Raw genomic sequence first — 19054 nt, 5'->3', positions numbered from 1 at the left:
TCTTACAGACTCATCGGCTCGAGGAAGGCGCGCATGGCCGCGGCGCTCGCGCTGGGAGAACTCAGATGCGGACAATGGCCGACGTTCTCGATGACGTGCAGCGTGCTGGCCGGCATCATTCTCTTCATATATTCGCCAACCGAGCGCGGCGCGATGATGTCGTCGCTACATTGCAGGATCAGCGCAGGCGTGACGATGCGCGGGAGCAGCGCGCGGTGATCGGAGAGAAACGTGACGCGGGCGAAGTGCCGCGCGATCTCGGGGTCGGTGCGACAGAAGCTGTTGGTCAGTTCGATGCCGAGTTCGGGCTGCTCGGGCGCGCCCATGATGGCCGGCGCCATGGTGCTCGACCAGCCGAGGTAATTGCTTTCGAGCGTGCGTAACAGGTCCTCGATATCCTCGCGCGAAAAGCCGCCGACATAGTCGCCGTCATTCACATAGCATGGCGACGGACCTACCATGATGTGCGCGGCAAAGAGATCTGGCACTTCGAGACCGGCGATCAAGCCGATCATTGCGCTGACCGAGTGGCCGACGAACACCACCGGCCCCTCGGCGCCAACATCATTGACGATCTCGATCAGGTCGGCCGCATAGCCGTTCAGCGAGCCGTACTTGTCGAAGTCATAGGCCGACAGATCAGAAGAGCCGCTGCCGACGAGGTCGAACATCACGGTTCTGTATTCGCCATGGAACGACGGCGCGAGGTAACGCCACATGCTCTGATCGCAGCCGAAGCCGTGCGCCATCACCATGGTTCGTTGGCCGGAACCGGAAACTTTCACGTTATTGCGCTTGCTGATGCTCATTACCGATTCCTGAGGCCTGCGGGCCTAAGTGGCGGAACGCCAGGCCCGGCATGTTATGAGGCAATGTTACCGCAGTCTTGCCGTGAGGCCGTGCCCGATGTGCAGCCGCAAGGGTGCGATATCCCTCACGCTGTTTTTATTTCCTGCGGCGGAGCTTCAGCCGGCTCGAGCCCGAATCGTTCGTATTGCGAAATCACCTGCGCGCCGAACAGAAGCAAGGTAGCTAGCCACTCCAGACTGAACAGGATCACGATGGCCATGGTCAGCGACCCATACACCACACTGACCTGCGACAGCGTTGCAAAATACCAGACCAGCACATGCCGCGTGATCTCCCACAGCACGGCGGCAACGATTCCGCCGAAGAGCGCGTGTTTGAGGGAAGGTCGCCCAACGGGCATGACCATATAAATCGACGTCAACACAAAAACCTCGCCCGCGAGGCCGAGCAGATATAACACCGCGCGCGACAATCCCTGCAATGAAACATGCAGGCCGAATAGTTCGACACCCTCGGCCCCGACGGCCTCCAGGCCGCTCGACACAAACGTCACGATCAATAATCCAATGCCGAGAAAGAGGATGTAGCAATAGGGCAGCAGCGCAGAGAGCAAAAAGTGTCGGCGCCGCACCACCACCCGGTGTACGAAAATTAACGACATCGCGTTCTCGAGCACCGTGAATGCGAGCGAGCTGAAAAAAATCATGGTCAGCAATAGAACCCAGCCAATCACCGCGCGATGCGCCAGAAAGTTGGCCAGCTCTCGTACCAGCGCAGTGGACTGACCAGGCACCAGCCACTGCAACAGATGTCCCAGCGCTGCCAGCAGAACGTGCTGCGGCACGAGGCGTGACAACACGATCACGATAAGAATCATGAGCGGCACAATCGACAATAGCGCGTAATAAGCGACCGCCCCCGCGAGCAGCAAACCCTGGTTCGCGCGGAAGGCTTTCAACGTCTGCAGCACAAACGTGCCGGGATGTTTCGCCACATACAGCGCGTGCTCATCGATGATGGTTGGCATGGCTCCTCACGGTGTGCGTCTTCGGGCCTGATAGAAAGGCAATCCGTTTCAGCACCTACCGTAAATTCGTAGCAAGAACGCAGCCACCCCGGCGACCGTGCGGGATAACCCGCAGGCAGCGTTATCGATGCGACGCCGTTTTCCGACAAAATTTCGCGCATTTCTCCGACCGAGGTTTGGGTGTTTTCCCCAACTCGTCGCGACTATATTCGTTCGTATACAACGGGCCGATGATGCCATGGTGAATACGAAGCTATGCGCAATGCACGCAGCAAGGGCGGCATGCACGGCGGAAGTGCGTTTCATCTGTATTTCAGCGCAATATCCCGTGCTTGCGCACGATGTGTCGCGAGGCGTCAAGACAGCATAAATCAGGAAGCGGCAGTTCGCCCGTTGCGCTATGGTGAGGATGTGGCGCATGTGCAGCGGTGGATCGAGCGCGGCGTGGCGAAAACCGAAGCAAATGCCTGGCGAGCGATAAGCGCTTGCCGCGCGGTGGGAGCGAATCTTGCTCGCATGTTCCTCGATGCCCAGAAGCGGCACCAGAAAGAAGCCAGGAGACCAGGGTGACGTTCGACGACAGAATGGACGAGAGCGATGACGTCGTGGTTTGGCGGACTATTCAGTATGCGATGGCATCAAACCGTCGCGTACTGGTGGTCGACGATTACCGCGAAGCGGCCGAAGCATTGCAGATGCTGCTGAACGCCGACGGTTTCGAGTGCCGTGCGCTATGCGATCCGCTTGCAGTCTGCGGTATGGCCTGCGAGTGGCAGCCGTTCGCGGTTTTGCTTGACATCAAGATGCCCGGCCTTGATGGCCTTGAGCTGGCTCGTCGCCTGCGGGCCAATCCGTTGACTTCGGACATGTTGCTGGTGGCCTGTACGGCGTTTGCTTCGCGCGAAGACAAGGTGCGGGCCAAGGCCGCCGGTTTCGACGCGCATTGTGCCAAACCCTTGACACCGGAGCGGCTCTTGCGCGTGCTCGAGTCTGCCGCCGCGTTGCATACTGTGGGACCGCAGTAAAGACGGCGTAATCATGCCCGTTCGTTAATTTCTCTTCGAAGTTCCCACCGGTTAGCCGGTTCTGCGGACGCTCTTTAGTCCGCGTCATTCCTGTCTCCATTCATGCGCGGCGAACGCATCGTATGCAGTGCTTGCACTGCGACGTCCATGCGTTTTTCCGTAGTTGCCTGAAGGGCGCCTTGTTCCGTTGCATTCCAGTTGCGCAACGCTCAGGCCCATAATTTGCTGACGCAACAAGCTTGCACATTTAAAACACGTCTGCGAGCGCCCTCAGCTTTTACAGGAATCCCTATGTCATTCCAAGCCAGCTATTCGACGCGCATCGCGGAAGGCACGCCTTTCCCGCTTGGTGCGACGTGGAACGGAAGCGGCGTGAACTTCGCGCTGTTCTCAGCGCATGCAACCGGCGTCGAACTCTGTCTGTTCGACGAAACCGGCGAGACGGAAATCGAACGCATCGAACTTCCGGAGTACACCGACGAGGTCTGGCACGTGTTCGTGCCGAATCTGAAGCCAGGCGCGGTGTACGGCTATCGCGTCCATGGCCCCTATGAACCGGAAAACGGACATCGCTTCAATCCGAACAAACTCCTGCTCGACCCCTACGCCAAAGCGCATATCGGCGAGCTCAAATGGGCGCCGGAAATTTTCGGCTATACGCTCGATTCGGAAGAGGGCGATTTGTCATTCGACGAGCGCGACAGCGCGCCCTTTGTACCGAAGTGCAAGGTGGTCGACGCCAACTTTTCGTGGAGTCATCCGGAACGCAACGCGCTGCCCTGGGAGCGCGTGATTTTCTATGAAACTCACGTGCGCGGTTTTACCAAACGTCATCCCGAAGTCCCGGAGAATTTGCGCGGCACCTTCGCAGGGCTCGGCCAGCAGGTGGTGCTCGATTACATCAGGAGCCTCGGTGTCACGTCGGTCGAATTGATGCCGATCCAGACCTTCGTCAACGACAGCCATCTGCTCGATAAAGGCCTCACCAATTACTGGGGCTACAACACGATCGGCTTCTTCGCGGCCGACCCGCGCTTCTTCGCGTCGTCGATCGACTCGGTTGGAGAATTCAAAGAGATGGTGGATCGCTTTCAGAACGCCAACCTCGAAGTCATTCTCGACGTGGTCTACAACCACACCGCGGAAGGCAACGAGCGCGGTCCGACGATCTCCTTCAAAGGTATCGACAACGCGTCTTACTATCGCCTGATGCCTGACAATCCGCGCTATTACATCAACGATACCGGCACCGGCAACACGCTCAATCTGTCGCATCCGCGTGTGCTGCAGATGGTCACTGACAGCCTGCGCTACTGGGTGACGGAAATGAAGATCGATGGTTTCCGTTTCGACCTCGCCACGATTCTCGGCCGTGAAACGCATGGGTTCGACGAAGGCGGTGGCTTCCTCGACAGTTGCCGGCAGGACCCGGTGCTCTCCGCTGTGCGGTTGGTCGCCGAACCGTGGGACTGCGGCCCCGGTGGCTATCAGGTGGGTGGCTTTCCGCCCGGCTGGGCCGAATGGAACGATCGCTTTCGCGATACGGTGCGCGGCTACTGGAAGGGCGACGAAGGCGAGGTCCCCGATCTCGCCAAACGCCTGACCGGTTCGGGCGACAAGTTCAACCATCGCGGGCGCCGACCGTGGGCCAGCGTAAACTTCGTCGCCGCGCACGACGGCTTCACGCTCAACGATATGGTCTCGTACAACGACAAGCACAACGAGGCCAACGGCGAAGACAACAAGGACGGCCACTCCGACAACAAGTCATGGAACATGGGCGTTGAAGGACCAACGGACGATCCGGAGATCCGGCAGCAACGTGAGCGCCAGAAACGCAATCTGCTGGCCACGCTGCTGCTCTCGCAAGGTACGCCGATGATCCTCGCGGGCGACGAATTCGGCCGCACGCAGAAGGGCAATAACAACGCGTATTGCCAGGACAATGAAATCAGTTGGGTCGATTGGGAAGGCGTCGACGACGACGGCCGTGCGCTGATCGAGTTCGTCAAGAACCTGACCACCCTGCGCCATCGTCTGCCGGTACTGCGTCGTGGGCGTTTTCTCAGCGGCGAATATAACGAGGCGCTCGACGTGACCGACGCGCGTTGGCTTTCTCCAGACGGCACTGATCTTTCGCAGGAACAATGGGACGATCCGTCGATGCGCTGCTTCGGCCTCGTGATCGACGGACGTGCTCAGGCGAGCGGCATTCGACGGCCCGCGTCGGATGCGACCTTGCTGCTGGTGCTGAACGCGCATCACGACGTGGTCAATTTCACGCTGCCCGATGTTCCCGAGGGCGATCAGTGGACCTGTCTGCTGGATACGAATATGCCGGTGCGCGCCGAGTTGCCGCAATTCAGCGCAGGCGACGCGTATCAGGTGACCGGCCGTTCATTGCTGCTGTTCGCACTCGAAGCGCCGAGCCGCGCAACCCAACGCGTGTTTGATCGCCTGGAAGAACAACTTACCACTGACGAAAACGAACCTCCGGCCGGAACGTGACGAGGCTGGAGTCTCGCGCGAGTGCTGACAGCCAGGTATAGCGCTTGCTCGATTCCGGATAGCTGCGCGCCCGTCGTTTGCCTTGAGTTTTCGTCGACAGACGCGCGGTACAGCCGATATCGGTCTTCGTCAGCTCCAACCGAGGGGTGATCAAATGGAACAGGAAACACAAATGGAACAGGAAGCAACGTCTAAGGAAGAGCAGATTCGCACACGCGCTTACTACCTTTGGCAACAGGCGAGCGATCCGAAGGGCACGCCTGACGAGTATTGGGAACAGGCACGCGACGAGGTCGAGAAGGAAGCGCCGCCGACAGAAAGCGGCCCGGTGGCTGGGGCGCCGAAGAAGTGACAATGCGCTGGTCCACACGTCGACGCGCAGGCGCCATCGAAACACACAGATGAGGTGCAGAAGCGAGTTGCATCGTCGACGGCCCGCGGCCGTCGACGTGTGCCGCTCACTGACCCGTTACGCCCATTACGTCTGATTAAATAGGATCTACCCCATCTTCGCGGCGCTGCAACACGCGGTGAACGACCTCTCAATGAACGCCCCGCGAGAGCAATGCGTGTGCCCGACTCTCCGCAACCCTAAGTGCGTCACATTCGGCACGAGCCACGCTATGGAGAACGGCGGAAGTGCGGTAAATTCCGGGGAGCGGAAATAGCGCACGAACAACGCGGGGCGCGTTGTCGTTGTGTATGACTACCCCGACCCGTACCTATCTTTCATGGAGATCGTGACCGTGCAACGTGCCGAACGTGTTGCAGTCGATTTCCCCATGCCGTCGCGCAATTTCGCGGCGACGCGGCGTGTGCTTCTGATCGTGCTCGTGGTTTCGATTGTGTTTCCTTTGGCATGCCTCGCGGGTTATGGGTATTTCGATTACCAGCGCCGGATTGCCGATTCGAACGACATGATCGACCGGCTCGCGCGCGTCACCGAGGAACAGGCCGTCAAGGTGCTGGACCTCAACCAGCAGATGGCCTCGCGCATCGTCGACTTGCTCGGCAACGACAATGATGCGCAGATTCGCGCGCAGGAAGCCGGCTTGCACGACCGTCTGCGGCAAATCGGCGGCGACTTTCCGCAGGTCGGGTCGATTTACCTGCTCGGTACGGATGGAAAGTTGCTGGTGTCGAGCCGCGCTTATCCGGCGCCGGTCATGTCGAATAGTCAACGTGAAGACTTTACTGCCGCCAAGGCGATGCGGCCGCAACCCTATTTCTCATTGCCCTTATTCGGGCCGCTGTCGCAAACCAATGTGTTCAACACCGCGACCGGCCGCTCGGGCGAGAATGGGCAATTCCTGGGCGTGGTGTCCGTAGCGTTGCGCACGGATTACTTTTCGCGCTTCTACCGTGAGCTGACGAATGGCGATACGTCGCTCTCGCTAGGTCTGTACCGCCAGGACGGCAGCTTGCTGGTGCGTTATCCCGCGTGGCCGAGCGGCGCCAAGCCGACCCAGCAGAGTGCGTTTACCGCGGCATTGCGCGACAAACAGCTATTCGGCCACATCCGTCTGACGTCCACGGTCGATGGTGTCGAACGGCTGCTGGCGTTTCGCCGCGTCGGCGACTATCCGCTCTATGTGATGAGCGCGTATGAGACTGGCTCGATCGGCGCCGCGTGGCGCGAGCACTTCATGGCGATCGCGGCGGTCACGGCTGTGCCTTGCGTCGCGATCTGGTTGCTGGTGTTTTTCTCATTGCGCCAACTTGCCGACGAGCGCCGCGCGTGGGAGCGCTGGCAAGGCGAAGTGGCGATGCGTCTTTCGGCCGAGGCTTCTAGCCGGCAATTACAGCGCATGGGTGCGCTCGGCAATCTCGTCGCCAATGTCGCGCACGATTTCAACAATCTGCTGATGGTCGTATCGGCCAACACCGAACTCGCGCGTTTGAAGCGCTATAACAACCTGGAAAAAGAAGTGCAAGCTGTCGAGCGCGCCACCGCCACGGCGGAATCGTTGACGCGGCGGCTCTTGAGCGTGGCGAAAAAACAGCCGCTCAAGCAGGAGCCGGTCAACCTCGCCACATGGTTGCCGAGCGCCGCGCCACTCATCGACGCGGCGCTCGGCGACAACATCGAAATGGCCTTGAACATGGTCGAAAACGTCTGGCAGGTGCTGGCCGACCCGACCGACCTCGAATTCGCGATCATGAATCTGGCGGTCAACGCTCGCGATGCGATGCCGCGCGGCGGCCGTTTTGTGATCCGTTGCCAGAACAACCGTCTGGTGGGCAGCGACACCTTGCTGCCTGACGGCGAATACGTGCTGATTGCCTGTTCCGACGACGGCGAAGGCATGCCCGAAGCTGTCGCCCGTCGCGCGTTCGAGCCGCTGTTCACCACCAAGCTGCGCGGCTCGGGCTCTGGCCTTGGCCTCGCCCAGGTCCTCGCCATGTGCGAACAGGCCGGCGGCACGGCGAAAATCGACAGCGTGCCGGGCAGTGGCACAACGGTCAGGCTGTATTTGCCGCGCTATCGCGAGCGGCAGAAGGCGACAGTGCCTGACGTAGAAACGGCGCAGCAGCCGGCACCGGAGCCAATGGGCGTCGTGTTGCTGGTGGAAGACAACGAGGATGTAGCGGCCGGCGTAGCCGCCGTGCTGGAAACCTTCGGCTGCGAGGTGCGGCACGAACCGACCGCCGACCAGGCGCTCGACGTGCTGAGCGGCGGTGCAAAGTTCGAACTCGTGCTGTCCGACATTCAGATGCCGGGCAAGCTCAACGGCATCGACCTCGCGGAGAAAGTACGCAGTGCGTGGCCGGCACAGAAGATCGCGCTGATGACCGGCTACGCCGACGAACTCGATCGGGCGCGCCGGCTCGGCATAGCGATACTCGCCAAACCCTTCAACATCGACGAGCTGCACGCACTGGTTGTTTGCGAACCGTAAGGCCGCCCTGGCAAGGGCGGCACGCGCGAACCGCCCGTCGTGGAACTAGCTCTTTTCCTGAGAAGCTTCGTACTTGCCAAGCGCCGCCGCGCTGTTCAAACGGGCGCGCTTGAGCAACGCCGCCTGGGCTTCCCTGACGTTACTCGCTTGCCCTTTCCATGCTTGCAGCGGCGGTTCCTGCAACGCGCGGCCATACGAGAAGCTCAGATTCCACGGCAGCGGCCGGAGGCGATTCATTGCATCGAGGTTGGCCGTTGCCTCTTCCGGGGATTGGCCGCCGGACAGGAATACGATTCCCGGCACCGCCGACGGCACCGTGCGCTTGAGTATCCGCACCGTGTGCGCCGCGATGTCCGCGGTCGACGATTGCTGCGCGTGTTCAGAGCCCGCCAGCACCATGCTCGGCTTCAGCAAAATGTGTTCAAGCACTACGCGATGCCGATGCAAAGCGTTAAAGACTTCGTGCAGCACGGCCTCGGTTACTTCCGCGCTACGTCCGATGGTGTGATCACCGTCCATTAGCACCTCCGGTTCGACGATCGGCACGATGCCCGCTTCCTGCGAGATCGCCGCGTAACGCGCGAGGGAGTCGGCGTTTGCTTCGATGGCGAGACGGCTCGGCAAGCTTGCCGTGATGTTGTAGACCGCGCGCCATTTCGCAAAGCGCGCGCCTTGCCGCTTGTAATCGACGAAACGTCTGGCGAGGCCGTCGAGGCCTTCGGTGATTTCGTCACCCGGGGCGAGCGCGAGCGGAATCTTGCCGAGGTCCACCTTGATACCGGGCACGATGCCGTTCCTCGCGGAGAGTTGCGGGAAAGGCGTGCCGTCGTCCGCTTTCTGGCCGAGCGTTTCTTCGTAAAGGATCACGCCGCTCACGAATTCGCCGAGACCCGGCGTGGTCAGCAGCAGGTTGCGATAGGCGCGGCGGTTTTCCTCGCTGGATTCGAGGCCGATCGTCTTGAAGCGTTTGGCGATGGTCGGGCCGCTTTCGTCGGCGGCTAGAAGACCTTTGCCGGGTTGGGCCATCGCATCGATGGTGGCTTGCAGCTCGCTACGGGTGTCCATGAAGTGTGCTCCCAGTAATCCGGTTAGCGGATGAAGTCTTGTCAGACCGACGCGAAAGCCTCTGCTATCTCGGTGGCGTTAGCCGGGCGCACAATGCGTGCGATTTCGGCGCCGTCGCGCATGAAGATCAGCGTGGGCCAGAGTTTCACCTTGAAGGACCGGCCCAGCGGGCGGCCAGGACCGTCCTCGATTTTCAGATGTCTGATGCCGGCATGCGGTTCGAAAGCTTTTGCAATCGATGCTTGTGCGCCCTGGCAGTAGCCGCACCAGTCGGTGCCGAATTCTATGACCGTGACGCCCGGGAAGGCGTCGATTTCGGCTCGTGCGGGTGCTTTGGGGGAATAGGCGGTTCGGGTTGCCATTAGTGCTCCGGTGCTTTTTTTACCTGTGCCGGCAGGGTTTTCCACTGTCGCGGAGTCTCGCTGCGCATCGATTTTTGTAAGAGTAGCAGCTATGGTCAGGATCGTCAGTGCGGGTGGCTTTGTCTGTGCGCAGGCAAACCCACAACGCCGCCCGAGGCGCAAAACCTGCTACCTGGTGCATTGCGTGACCGCCTGAGCCAAAGCATCCTGACCCGCGGGGTTCTGGAAAAAGTCCTCGACGTTAATGTGCTGTTCCTCGGCCAGCGCCTGCAAACAACGCTCGTTGTTGCTGCGTACGGCAGCGGGCGCGCAGGCAATCGCGATACCAAGCAGGACACAAAGCGCAATCCCGATCACGCCGCCAAAAATCCAGTTCGCCGACCACCGCACATGGCCGGCAGAAAATCTTGCACCCTTGCGGATCGCTGTGCAGTGCTGACTCGCCAGATCATCCATTTACGCCTCTCGTTATAGTTAGCAAGACAACCATCTGGTTAAAAAAAAGCGCCTTACCTTATCCAAGCGCTTTTCGCACGCCGTGCATGGAGGTAACGGCCGCTTCAAACAACTCGGGCCCAATCTTCGCTCGCAGATTTTTCGCTATCTGCGCGCTGGCCTCGTTGATCGGCCGGTCCAACGCCTTGCCGGCCCGCGTGGCATACACGCGCCATTCGCGGCCGTCAGTTTCGCCCTGACGACGCTCGATCAAGCCCTTGTCGCTCAGGTTATCGATCAGCCGCGTGGCAGTAGGGCGGGCGATGCCCAGCAGATCCGCCACCTGGCTGCTCAAGCAACCGGGCGTGGCCAGCACGACGCGCAGCACGAAACCCTGCGGCGGCGTCAGCCCGAATTCGGCGTACACGAGACCCCATTCGCGCTCGGCAAGCCGCGCCAATGCGGATGAATTGAAGTAAAGGCAATGATCGAACATGAGCGCTATTGAAACTCAATATGGTTAGCAAGGCAACTAAAATTTGCCGGGATGCATCTCACTGTTTGGGAGCCACCAGCGGGTGCATCGTCGCGCAAATTTCACACAAACGCATATTCTTGCAAGCGTGACATGTTAAACGTCATGATTCGCTCTCAAGGCACCATCGCGTTCAGGAAAGGACATGGCAGAAAAGATCTCCCTTCGGCACCCCGGTAAGGATGAAACCGTCGCGGTCGCCACCGGTTTCAGCTGGGGCGCGTTGCTATTGGGTTTCGTCTGGGCCATGTCGAAGAGAATGTGGTTTGCCACTTTCATCATGCTGGCGGTCAACACGTTGCTATTTTTCTCGGGCTTGTGGGGCGAAACGATCGGCACGATCGGGCTGGTGCTGTCGGTGCTGTTCGGCGTTGCCTGTGGTGTTTATGGCAACCAGTGGCACCGTTGGACGCTCGAGCAGCGCGGATACGTTGTGGTGCGTCCGGCGGGCGAGGGCAGTTCGGTGGGAGCGGATAGCGCTCAAGCTCAAGCCGCTCATGCACGTCCCCCTGAGCAGATCCCCTGAAGCAGGCCGCCAGGTCTTCTCACGCCGTCATGGAGATATTCGATGCCGATTGGAATTGCCGTAAGGACCTCCGCCCCGTTTGTCCCGTCTGCCACGCCTCGCGCCGTGCTCCGCCGCGGACTGTTATGCGCGGCGCTTATCTCGTCGCTCAGTGCGGCGCCGCTTGCATACAGCGCTGATCCGGCCGTTGCGCCAACGCCTGGCCCTGGCGCACCGGCCGCGCCAGGCGCGCAAGCCGCCATGCCAGCCGCAGCGTCGGCTACGTCGCCCGACGACACCTTTCTGCTCACCATCTTCCTGCGTCACGACGAATCCAAACCGCTGCCGAAAATCAACGATCAGTTGCGCGCGCAAGGATTTTTCAAAACCTTTCCGCCGCCCGGCATCGAGGTCGTGTCGTGGTACGTGATGATGGGCATCGGCCAGGTCGTCACGCTGCGCGTGCCGGCGAGCCGTCTGCGTGAAGTCAACCGAGCCATCGAGACGACGGCGTGGGGCGGCTATCGCACCGAGTTTTATCCGACCTACGATTACAAGGCGCAAGCGCAGCAAATGCGTTCAACGGACGGCAAGTAGCGTCGTCCATGCCGTCAGCGTGTCCGCAACGGCGCGCAACATGGATTTGGGATGCAGAGGGCGCAGGTTTACGCGTCCGCAAGCTAGGCTGATAATGCCCCGGTTGTTCCGGCCACGACGTCTGCGCCGCGCATCGCTCGTCGCAGACTCGCTTTCCCTGACCCACCGCCACCCGTGTTGAAAACCTCCCGTTTTTTCGACCTGCTGCACATCCCTGGCTTCAAGCCGCTGGCCGCCGCCACGCTCATGCTCGGTGTGGCCATGTCCTTCACCGCTCCGTATCTGTCGCTGTTCGGCGTAGAGCGCGCCGGCATGACGCCGCTCAAGCTCGGCATCTTCATGACGCTGATCGCGGCTAGCGGGGTGCTCGCCAGCACCTTCGCGGGCCGCTGGAGCGACGCGAGCGGACGGCATCGGCCGTTGCTGCTGGCGGCACTGGTGGCCGCCGCACTCGGTTATCTCTGTCTATGCGTAGTGCGTGACTACCGGCTGCTGCTGGCGGTCGGCATTGTCTTCATCGGCGCGGGCGGCTCGGCCATCTCGATGGTGTTCTCGTTTAGCCGCGCGGCGCTGCCGGTGCCGGACCCCGCGGAACGCGCGTTCGCCAGCGCCACCTTGCGGACCATCCTCTCGGCGGCGTGGGTGTTCGGGCCGTCGGTGGGCGCACTGGTGCTCGCCGGCGCCGGCTTCTATGGGCTCTTCCTGTTCGCGGCGGCAAGTTTCGCGACCTGCGCGACCATCGTCTGGCGCATGCGGGAGCCGCAAGGCCATCTGGGCGATCACACGGTCGAAGACACGGCCTCGGAGCCGTCGGCCTCGATCACCGTGCCGCCGCTGACCGCCCCCGGCGAAGATGCGCACGAGGACTTGCCGGGCGTCGCCTCGCAGAACGACATCCGCCGTGCCGTGGCCGCGCTCACCTTGCTGGGTCTCGCCGCGAACGCCACCATGATCGTGCTGCCGCTCTACATCGTGCACGGCCTGAACGGCACGCATCTCGACGTGTCGGTGATGCTCGGGCTCGGCGCCTTGACGGAAATTCCGATGATGCTCGCGCTCGGCGCGAAGTCGTCGACGCTGCACAAGCCGAACTGGCTGGCGGCCTGCGCAGCGGTTCACGCGCTGTATTTCGTCGCGATGTCGATGGCGGGGAGCGTCCACGTGCTGATTCCGATGCAGATACTCAACGCGTTCGTCGTTGCGGTGACTTCGTGCCTCGGCATGGTCTACGTGCAGGATCTGATGCCCCACGCACCGGGCCGCGCGACGGCGTTGTTCTTCAACGCTGCGCGGGTCGGCTCGATTCTCTCAGGTGTGTTGTCGGGTTTGCTGGTCCAGGCATTCAGCTATCGTGGCACGTTCCTGTTCTGCGGATTGCTGGCGCTTTGCGCGCTGGTGCTGTTTGCGGTGCCGGGTTATCGTTATCCGATCATGTGGCGCGCGGTGCGACGTTTTGCACTCGCGCAATACGAGAAGGTCCAGGCGCGGCGGCGATAGAGCTTGCCGTTCGCACGTGCCACGCCCTTCGCGCGTTCAAACCAATCCGGTCCATGCCCACATGCAGCGGCGCCCGCGAAAGCGTCGCGCTTAATCCCGTGCCAGAAGTGTAAGAAGGCAGTTAGCTAAATCGAAACCTTCGCGCTGACTACAGCGAGCACCGACGCACGTCCGGAACTTCCGGCTGCGCAAAACCTCTGCAAAGAAGCGTATCGTCGTTCGATGCGGACGGGAATGCGCGATTCACTGCATGAACGGTGCGAGGCTGCTACCGTGTGTCGGTCGTATCACGCGAAACGCAACTACAGTTAGGAGAGCCACTTGCCGCATGCGAAGCGCGCGGCATGGCCGCAGCACACCGAGCCAGACCGAGCAGCGCAACGAGACATTTTCCGGAGCGAGATATGCAGCTAGGCATGATTGGATTGGGACGCATGGGCGCGGACATGGTGCGGCGCCTGACGAAAGGCGGTCAGCAATGCATCGCTTACGACGTGCAACCGGCAGCGGTGGAAAAACTGAAACAGGACGGCGTCGCGGGGGCCGCATCGCTGGAAGATCTGGTCGCGCAATTGCAAAAGCCGCGCGCGGTGTGGCTGATGGTGCCCGCCGCGGTGGTCGACAAAACGCTCGAGAACCTCGTGCCTTTGCTGGAGCCCGGCGACATCGTGATCGACGGCGGCAACTCCTATTACCACGACGACATACGCCGCAGCGCAGAACTGGCGAAGCGCGGGCTTCACTATGTGGACGTGGGCACGAGCGGCGGTGTTGCGGGACGTGAGCGCGGCTACTGTCTGATGATCGGCGGCGAGCCTGAAGTGGTGAAGCGGCTCGAACCGATTTTCTCGACGCTTGCGCCAGGTGTGGGCGCAGCGCCTGCCACGCCGGGGCGTGCAGCCGGCGGCAGCACGGCCGATCAGGGCTTCCTGCATTGCGGCCCGCAGGGCGCGGGGCACTTCGTGAAGATGGTCCACAACGGTATCGAATACGGCATGATGGCCGCGTATGCCGAAGGCCTGAACATTCTGCGTCACGCCGACGCCGGCAAACATGCGCGCGAAGCCGATGCCGAAACGTCGCCGCTGCGCCGTCCTGAGCTTTACCAATACGAACTGAATCTTGCCGAGGTCACCGAGGTATGGCGGCGCGGCAGCGTGATCGGCTCGTGGCTGCTCGACCTGATAGCAGGATCGCTTGTCAGCGACGCCGATCTGCAAAGCTACGCCGGGCGCGTATCGGATTCCGGCGAAGGGCGCTGGACGGTGGCGGCAGCGATCGACGAAGGCGTGCCCACGCCGGTTCTGAGCGCGGCGCTATTCGCGCGTTTCAGTTCGCGAGGCGAGGCAGATTTCGCGAACCGGGTGTTGTCGGCCATGCGGCACGACTTCGGCGGTCACGTCGAGAAAGCAGCCACGCCGGCCGATGGACACAAGAGCTAATTCAGGGGAGCCGCGATGCCAGCCTCCAATACCACCCCTCACGACGTCGTCTTTCTTTTCGATTGCGATAACACGTTGCTGGACAACGATCATGTGCTGGCGGATTTACGCGCGCAGATGAAACGGGAATTCGGCGAGCAGAACTGTGCGCGGTACTGGGAAATATTCGAGGACCTGCGTGCAGAGCTTGGCTACGCCGATTACCTCGGTGCGTTGCAGCGGTATCGACTGGAGAACCCTCGGGACACGCGCCTGTTGTCGATGTCGGCGTTTCTGATCGATTATCCGTTTGCGAACCGGCTGTATCCGGGCGCATTGGATGCGATCAAACATGTGTCGCAGTGGGGGCCTGCAGTGATTCTGTCCGACGGCGATGTAGTGTTCCAGCCGCGCAAGATCGCCCGCTCGGGCCTATGGGAAGAGGTCGGGGGACGGGTTCTGATTTACATCCACAAGGAGCTGATGCTCGATCAGGTGATGGAATGCTATCCGGCCCGGCACTATGTGATGGTGGACGACAAATTACGGATTTTGACTGCCATGAAGAAGGCTTGGGGAGAGACGCTGACTACGGTTTTTCCTCGCCAGGGGCACTACGCCTTCGATCCCAAGGAGATTTCCAGCAATCCGCCAGCGGATGTGACCATCGAGCGGATTGGGGAGCTGGCTGATATCGACGTCGATATGCTTCTGAGCGGCGGGACGGTAGGGGGCGCCTAGACTTTCTGCCTTTCAGCGCCCACCCGGCGGCTTCAGTGGCTTGCTAGCCAAGGCCCAGCAGTTTGACCAGCAAGCCGAATATGCCCACCAGCACGGCGACGCCGGCGCACAACAGCACGAGCGAGAGAAGGAGAATCAGGGGCCCTTTGAGGCGGCTGGGAGTCGACATGATGGCCGTTCAGATAGAGAGCGAGCAGCAGAGAGCGCGCCAGATGCGGCCCGCCGTCGCGCATTTAGCATGAAGAGCTTAATCGCATTCACTTAATCCTCACTTAAAGTCCGGCGCAAGACCGCCAGCCTCTGCCGCGCCAACGGCCCGCCAGCCGGACCGTCCAACACCGTACAGACACGGCGGCCAATTGAGCGCATGATCCTTGCTTGGCGCGCGTTGTAACCCCTGATTGACTCATAATCGGCCGCGCGCTCAATCGGATGCCCACTTTCACGTCGCAAGCGATCAAACGCAGTGCGGCCGGCGGGCCAAGGAAAAATCATGACATCCGCAATCTGGGGCATCGTAGCAGGCATGGCGCTGATGGTCGCCGCTTCGATGTACCTGCGTCAGCTTCGTCTCCTGCACCGCCCGGACCCCCGTTGGACTGGCAAGAAACGTTGATTCGTCCCACATCCTCGAAAAAGGGAGGCACCATGTCACCAGTACCTGCTCCGCGACGTTCGCCGTCGCCGTTACGTCAGTCCGATTCGCCTGGCGCCGTGCGCGACCGGCGCGCTGAATTGGGCCGCGCCGACGAAGCGCGTGCCGAGCAACGCGAACGCGACGACACGCGCAACGATCCCAATGCCAGCAAATGGCGCTACCAGCCACCACAGCGGAAAGAGAAAGAGCCGGTGTAAGAAGGACTGCAACTGAACACCCGCGAAAGAACGAACACACAATCGAACGGGCGCTAGCCAACGTTCGGGTCGGCAATCGGATCGGCCATCTCCCTATCGGCGCTTCCCGCGCCTACACGAAAGCGACGCACACGTGTCGCAAGATCAAGCTTTGGACGATCGCGCCGAACCATGACGCGCGCTTCCTGTCACACCTCTGACGATCGCTGGCCCGCCCTCAAGAGCCTTGCACAACGTATCTTTTCCCTACGCTTGCGTTATGTCATGCGCATGACAAGGTGGCAGCCATTACCGGTTTTTCTTCACTGATTGCGTCGCGAACAATCGCTGCAGCACCCGCTAACCAGCCTGACAGTCCTTTTCAAGGAGTGGCGCCATGGCCGAAGCAACCTCCCGTCCGACCCCGCCGAAAACATTGGAGCCCGAAACGTTACGCAAGATGGATCGCTACTGGCGCGCCTGCAACTACCTCTCGGCCGGCATGATCTACCTGCGCGACAACCCGCTGTTACGTGAACCGCTCAAACCCGAACACATCAAGAATCGTCTGCTGGGCCATTGGGGCTCGGACCCAGGGCAAAGCTTCCTGCTGGTGCATCTGAACCGGCTGATCAAAAAGCTCGATCTGAACGTGATCTATATCGCCGGCCCGGGCCACGGCGCGCCTGCCACGCTGGCCCATTGCTACCTCGAAGGCCATTACTCGGAAATCTATCCCGACCGCAGTGAGGACGAAGCCGGCATGCGGCGCTTCTTTCGCCAGTTTTCGTTTCCCGGCGGCATCGGCTCGCATTGCACGCCCGAAACGCCGGGTTCGATTCACGAAGGCGGTGAACTCGGCTATAGCCTGTCGCACGGCTACGGCGCTGCGTTCGATAACCCCGATCTGATTGTCACGGTGATGATCGGTGACGGCGAGGCGGAAACCGGTCCGCTTGCCACCTCATGGCACTCGAACAAATTCCTCAACCCGATTCGCGATGGCGCGGTGCTGCCGGTTCTGCATCTGAACGGCTACAAGATCGCCAATCCGACGATCCTCGCGCGCATTCCCCGCGAGGAACTCGAAGCCTTGCTGACCGGCTATGGCCACAAGCCGTATTTCGTCGAAGGCGACGATCCGGACACCATGCATCAACAGATGGCCGCAACGCTCGAACAATGCGTCGGCGAAATTCGCGCGATCCAGCAGCATGCACGCGAAGCGAATGATGCGACGCGCCCGCGCTGGCCGATGATCGTGCTGCGTTCGCCGAAAGGCTGGACCGGGCCGAAGGAAGTCGACGGCCATCAGGTAGAAGGCTCGTGGCGCGCGCACCAGGTGCCGGTGCTCGATCCGGTCACGAATAGCAAGAGCCTGAAGCTCGTCGAAAGCTGGCTGCGCAGTTATGAACCGGAATCCTTGTTCGACAAAGCAGGGCGTCTGGTCGAAGAACTGCGCGAACTCGCGCCCGAAGGCACGCGCCGCATCAGCGCCAATCCGCATGCGAATGGCGGCATGCTGTGCAAAACGCTCGACCTGCCGGCGTTTTGCGATTACGCGGTAGCGGTGAAAAAGCCGGGCGGCTCGTACACGTCGCCTACCGAGGTGCTCGGCACGTTTCTGCGCGACGTCATGCGCAACAACATGACGAACTTCCGCGTGTTCGGCCCCGACGAAACTGCGAGCAACAAGCTGACGGCCATCTACGAAGCCTCCGAGAAAACCTGGCTCGCCGAAACCATGGCAAGCGACGCTGACGGCGGTGAACTCTCCGTGGACGGCCGCGTGATGGAGATGCTGAGCGAGCACACGCTCGAAGGCTGGTTCGAAGGTTACGTGCTGACCGGACGCCATGGGCTGTTTGCCACCTATGAAGCGTTCGTCCACGTGATCGATTCGATGTTCAACCAGCACGCCAAGTGGCTGGAGAAAGCGAAGCGCGATCTCGGCTGGCGGCAACCAGTGCCGTCGATCAACCTGCTGATCACGTCGCTAGTATGGCGTCAGGATCACAATGGCTTCACGCACCAGGACCCGGGGTTTCTCGATGTCGTGACCAACAAGAGCCCGGACGTGGTGCGTATTTATCTGCCGCCGGACGCGAACTGTCTGCTGAGCGTCGCCGATCATTGTTTGCGTTCGCGTGACTACGTCAACGTGATCGTGGCCGACAAGCAGCCGCATCTGCAGTATCTCGACATGGATTCGGCCGTCACGCATTGCACCAAGGGCATCGGCATCTGGGATTGGGCATCAACGGATCAGGGCGTCGAGCCGGACGTGGTGATGGCCTGCGCGGGCGACATCGCGACCATGGAAGCGCTTGCCGCCGTGCAGATTCTGAAGGAGCGCTTTCCCGAGTTGAAGATCCGCTTTGTCAACGTGGTCGATCTGTTTCGCCTGATGCCTGAACATGCGCATCCACACGGTCTGTCTGATCGCGATTTCGATTCGTTGTTCACCACCAGCACGCCGGTGATTTTTAACTTCCATTCGTATGCTTCGCTGGTGCATAAGCTCACGTACAACCGGACCAATCACGGCAATCTGCATGTGCACGGCTACCACGAGAAAGGCAACATCAATACGCCGCTCGAGCTGGCGATCATCAATCAGGTCGACCGTTTCTCGTTGGCTATCGACGTGATCGATCGCGTGCCGGCGCTGCGCGGCGTTGGCGACCACGCGAAAGAGTGGCTGCGTGGGCAGATCATCGAGCATCTTGCTTATGCGCATGCCGAGGGCATCGACAAGGAAGAGATCCGCAACTGGACGTGGAAGGGCTGAG

At 61.0% G+C, this 19054-nt stretch carries 19 protein-coding genes; 12 read left to right on the top strand and 7 right to left on the bottom strand.

Going from position 1 to position 19054, the window contains the following annotated elements:
• Positions 1-2: 2 nt before the first annotated feature.
• Together M0D66_RS11295 and M0D66_RS11290 are read right to left on the bottom strand one after the other, a co-directional pair.
• Complete coding sequence (locus M0D66_RS11295) at positions 3-809, bottom strand: alpha/beta fold hydrolase (RefSeq protein ID WP_093644245.1); 807 nt, start codon at positions 807-809, stop codon at positions 3-5.
• Positions 810-934: 125 nt separating this feature from the next.
• The gene (locus tag M0D66_RS11290) at positions 935-1837 is read right to left on the bottom strand and encodes a YihY/virulence factor BrkB family protein (protein ID WP_093644243.1); all 903 of its coding nucleotides are present in this window, start codon (positions 1835-1837) and stop codon (positions 935-937) included.
• A 566-nt stretch (positions 1838-2403) separates the two neighbouring features.
• Here M0D66_RS11290 and M0D66_RS11285 point away from each other — a divergent pair.
• The 4 genes from M0D66_RS11285 (at position 2404) to M0D66_RS11270 (ending at position 8270) form a co-directional block, all read left to right on the top strand.
• Positions 2404-2862 (top strand): response regulator, encoded by a 459-nt coding sequence (locus M0D66_RS11285; protein ID WP_175051437.1) that lies wholly within the window; start codon positions 2404-2406, stop codon positions 2860-2862.
• Between the two features lie 291 nt (positions 2863-3153).
• Positions 3154-5370, top strand: coding sequence for a glycogen debranching protein GlgX (gene glgX / locus M0D66_RS11280; RefSeq protein ID WP_211707120.1), 2217 nt, complete (start codon positions 3154-3156; stop codon positions 5368-5370).
• 172 nt (positions 5371-5542) lie between these two features.
• The gene (locus M0D66_RS11275; protein WP_200618875.1) at positions 5543-5722 is read left to right on the top strand and encodes a DUF2934 domain-containing protein; all 180 of its coding nucleotides are present in this window, start codon (positions 5543-5545) and stop codon (positions 5720-5722) included.
• 394 nt (positions 5723-6116) lie between these two features.
• The gene (locus tag M0D66_RS11270; protein ID WP_211707119.1) at positions 6117-8270 is read left to right on the top strand and encodes a hybrid sensor histidine kinase/response regulator; all 2154 of its coding nucleotides are present in this window, start codon (positions 6117-6119) and stop codon (positions 8268-8270) included.
• Positions 8271-8315: 45 nt separating this feature from the next.
• Here the strand turns inward: M0D66_RS11270 and M0D66_RS11265 are convergent, their stop codons facing one another.
• The 4 genes from M0D66_RS11265 to M0D66_RS11250 all read right to left on the bottom strand — a co-directional run bounded on the left by M0D66_RS11265 (position 8316) and on the right by M0D66_RS11250 (position 10628).
• Positions 8316-9335, bottom strand: coding sequence for a class I fructose-bisphosphate aldolase (locus M0D66_RS11265; protein WP_211707118.1), 1020 nt, complete (start codon positions 9333-9335; stop codon positions 8316-8318).
• 41 nt (positions 9336-9376) lie between these two features.
• A complete protein-coding gene (locus M0D66_RS11260) occupies positions 9377-9697 on the bottom strand; it encodes a thioredoxin family protein (protein WP_093644233.1) in 321 nt (106 codons plus the stop codon).
• Positions 9698-9865: 168 nt separating this feature from the next.
• Positions 9866-10153 carry a hypothetical protein gene (locus M0D66_RS11255; RefSeq protein WP_211707117.1) on the bottom strand — a complete coding sequence of 96 codons (288 nt, stop codon included), beginning with the start codon at positions 10151-10153 and terminating at the stop codon, positions 9866-9868.
• 58 nt (positions 10154-10211) lie between these two features.
• Entirely contained in the window at positions 10212-10628 is a 417-nt protein-coding gene (locus M0D66_RS11250) for a MarR family winged helix-turn-helix transcriptional regulator (RefSeq protein ID WP_054035429.1), read from the bottom strand.
• A gap of 184 nt (positions 10629-10812) precedes the next feature.
• Here M0D66_RS11250 and M0D66_RS11245 point away from each other — a divergent pair, with 184 nt between their 5' ends.
• The 5 genes from M0D66_RS11245 to M0D66_RS11225 all read left to right on the top strand — a co-directional run bounded on the left by M0D66_RS11245 (position 10813) and on the right by M0D66_RS11225 (position 15428).
• The gene (locus M0D66_RS11245; protein ID WP_211707116.1) at positions 10813-11193 is read left to right on the top strand and encodes a DUF2628 domain-containing protein; all 381 of its coding nucleotides are present in this window, start codon (positions 10813-10815) and stop codon (positions 11191-11193) included.
• Between the two features lie 42 nt (positions 11194-11235).
• Positions 11236-11769: a hypothetical protein gene (locus tag M0D66_RS11240; protein WP_211707115.1), complete on the top strand. Its 534-nt coding sequence runs from the start codon at positions 11236-11238 to the stop codon at positions 11767-11769.
• 174 nt (positions 11770-11943) lie between these two features.
• The gene (locus M0D66_RS11235) at positions 11944-13266 is read left to right on the top strand and encodes a sugar efflux transporter (RefSeq protein WP_211707114.1); all 1323 of its coding nucleotides are present in this window, start codon (positions 11944-11946) and stop codon (positions 13264-13266) included.
• Positions 13267-13670: 404 nt separating this feature from the next.
• A complete protein-coding gene (gene gnd / locus M0D66_RS11230) occupies positions 13671-14708 on the top strand; it encodes a phosphogluconate dehydrogenase (NAD(+)-dependent, decarboxylating) (protein WP_211707113.1) in 1038 nt (345 codons plus the stop codon).
• Positions 14709-14723: 15 nt separating this feature from the next.
• A complete protein-coding gene (locus M0D66_RS11225) occupies positions 14724-15428 on the top strand; it encodes an HAD family hydrolase (RefSeq protein ID WP_200652745.1) in 705 nt (234 codons plus the stop codon).
• Positions 15429-15471: 43 nt separating this feature from the next.
• On the opposite strand, the gene M0D66_RS11220 is transcribed toward M0D66_RS11225, so the two are convergent.
• Complete coding sequence (locus tag M0D66_RS11220) at positions 15472-15597, bottom strand: hypothetical protein (protein ID WP_266210775.1); 126 nt, start codon at positions 15595-15597, stop codon at positions 15472-15474.
• A gap of 324 nt (positions 15598-15921) precedes the next feature.
• Between M0D66_RS11220 and M0D66_RS11215 the strand changes: the two genes are divergently transcribed.
• From M0D66_RS11215 to M0D66_RS11205, 3 genes are all read left to right on the top strand, one after another.
• Positions 15922-16044 (top strand): hypothetical protein, encoded by a 123-nt coding sequence (locus M0D66_RS11215; protein WP_266210774.1) that lies wholly within the window; start codon positions 15922-15924, stop codon positions 16042-16044.
• Between the two features lie 32 nt (positions 16045-16076).
• A complete protein-coding gene (locus M0D66_RS11210) occupies positions 16077-16283 on the top strand; it encodes a hypothetical protein (protein ID WP_093644221.1) in 207 nt (68 codons plus the stop codon).
• A 376-nt stretch (positions 16284-16659) separates the two neighbouring features.
• Positions 16660-19053, top strand: coding sequence for a phosphoketolase (locus M0D66_RS11205; protein ID WP_211707112.1), 2394 nt, complete (start codon positions 16660-16662; stop codon positions 19051-19053).
• Position 19054: the final 1 nt, after the last annotated feature.

It is taken from the genome of Paraburkholderia sp. SECH2, assembly GCF_030464795.1.
Taxonomy (GTDB): Bacteria; Pseudomonadota; Gammaproteobacteria; order Burkholderiales; family Burkholderiaceae; genus Paraburkholderia; species Paraburkholderia aspalathi.
The sequence above is the reverse complement of the archived record's forward strand: the minus strand, read 5'-3'. Positions and strand labels throughout refer to the sequence as shown.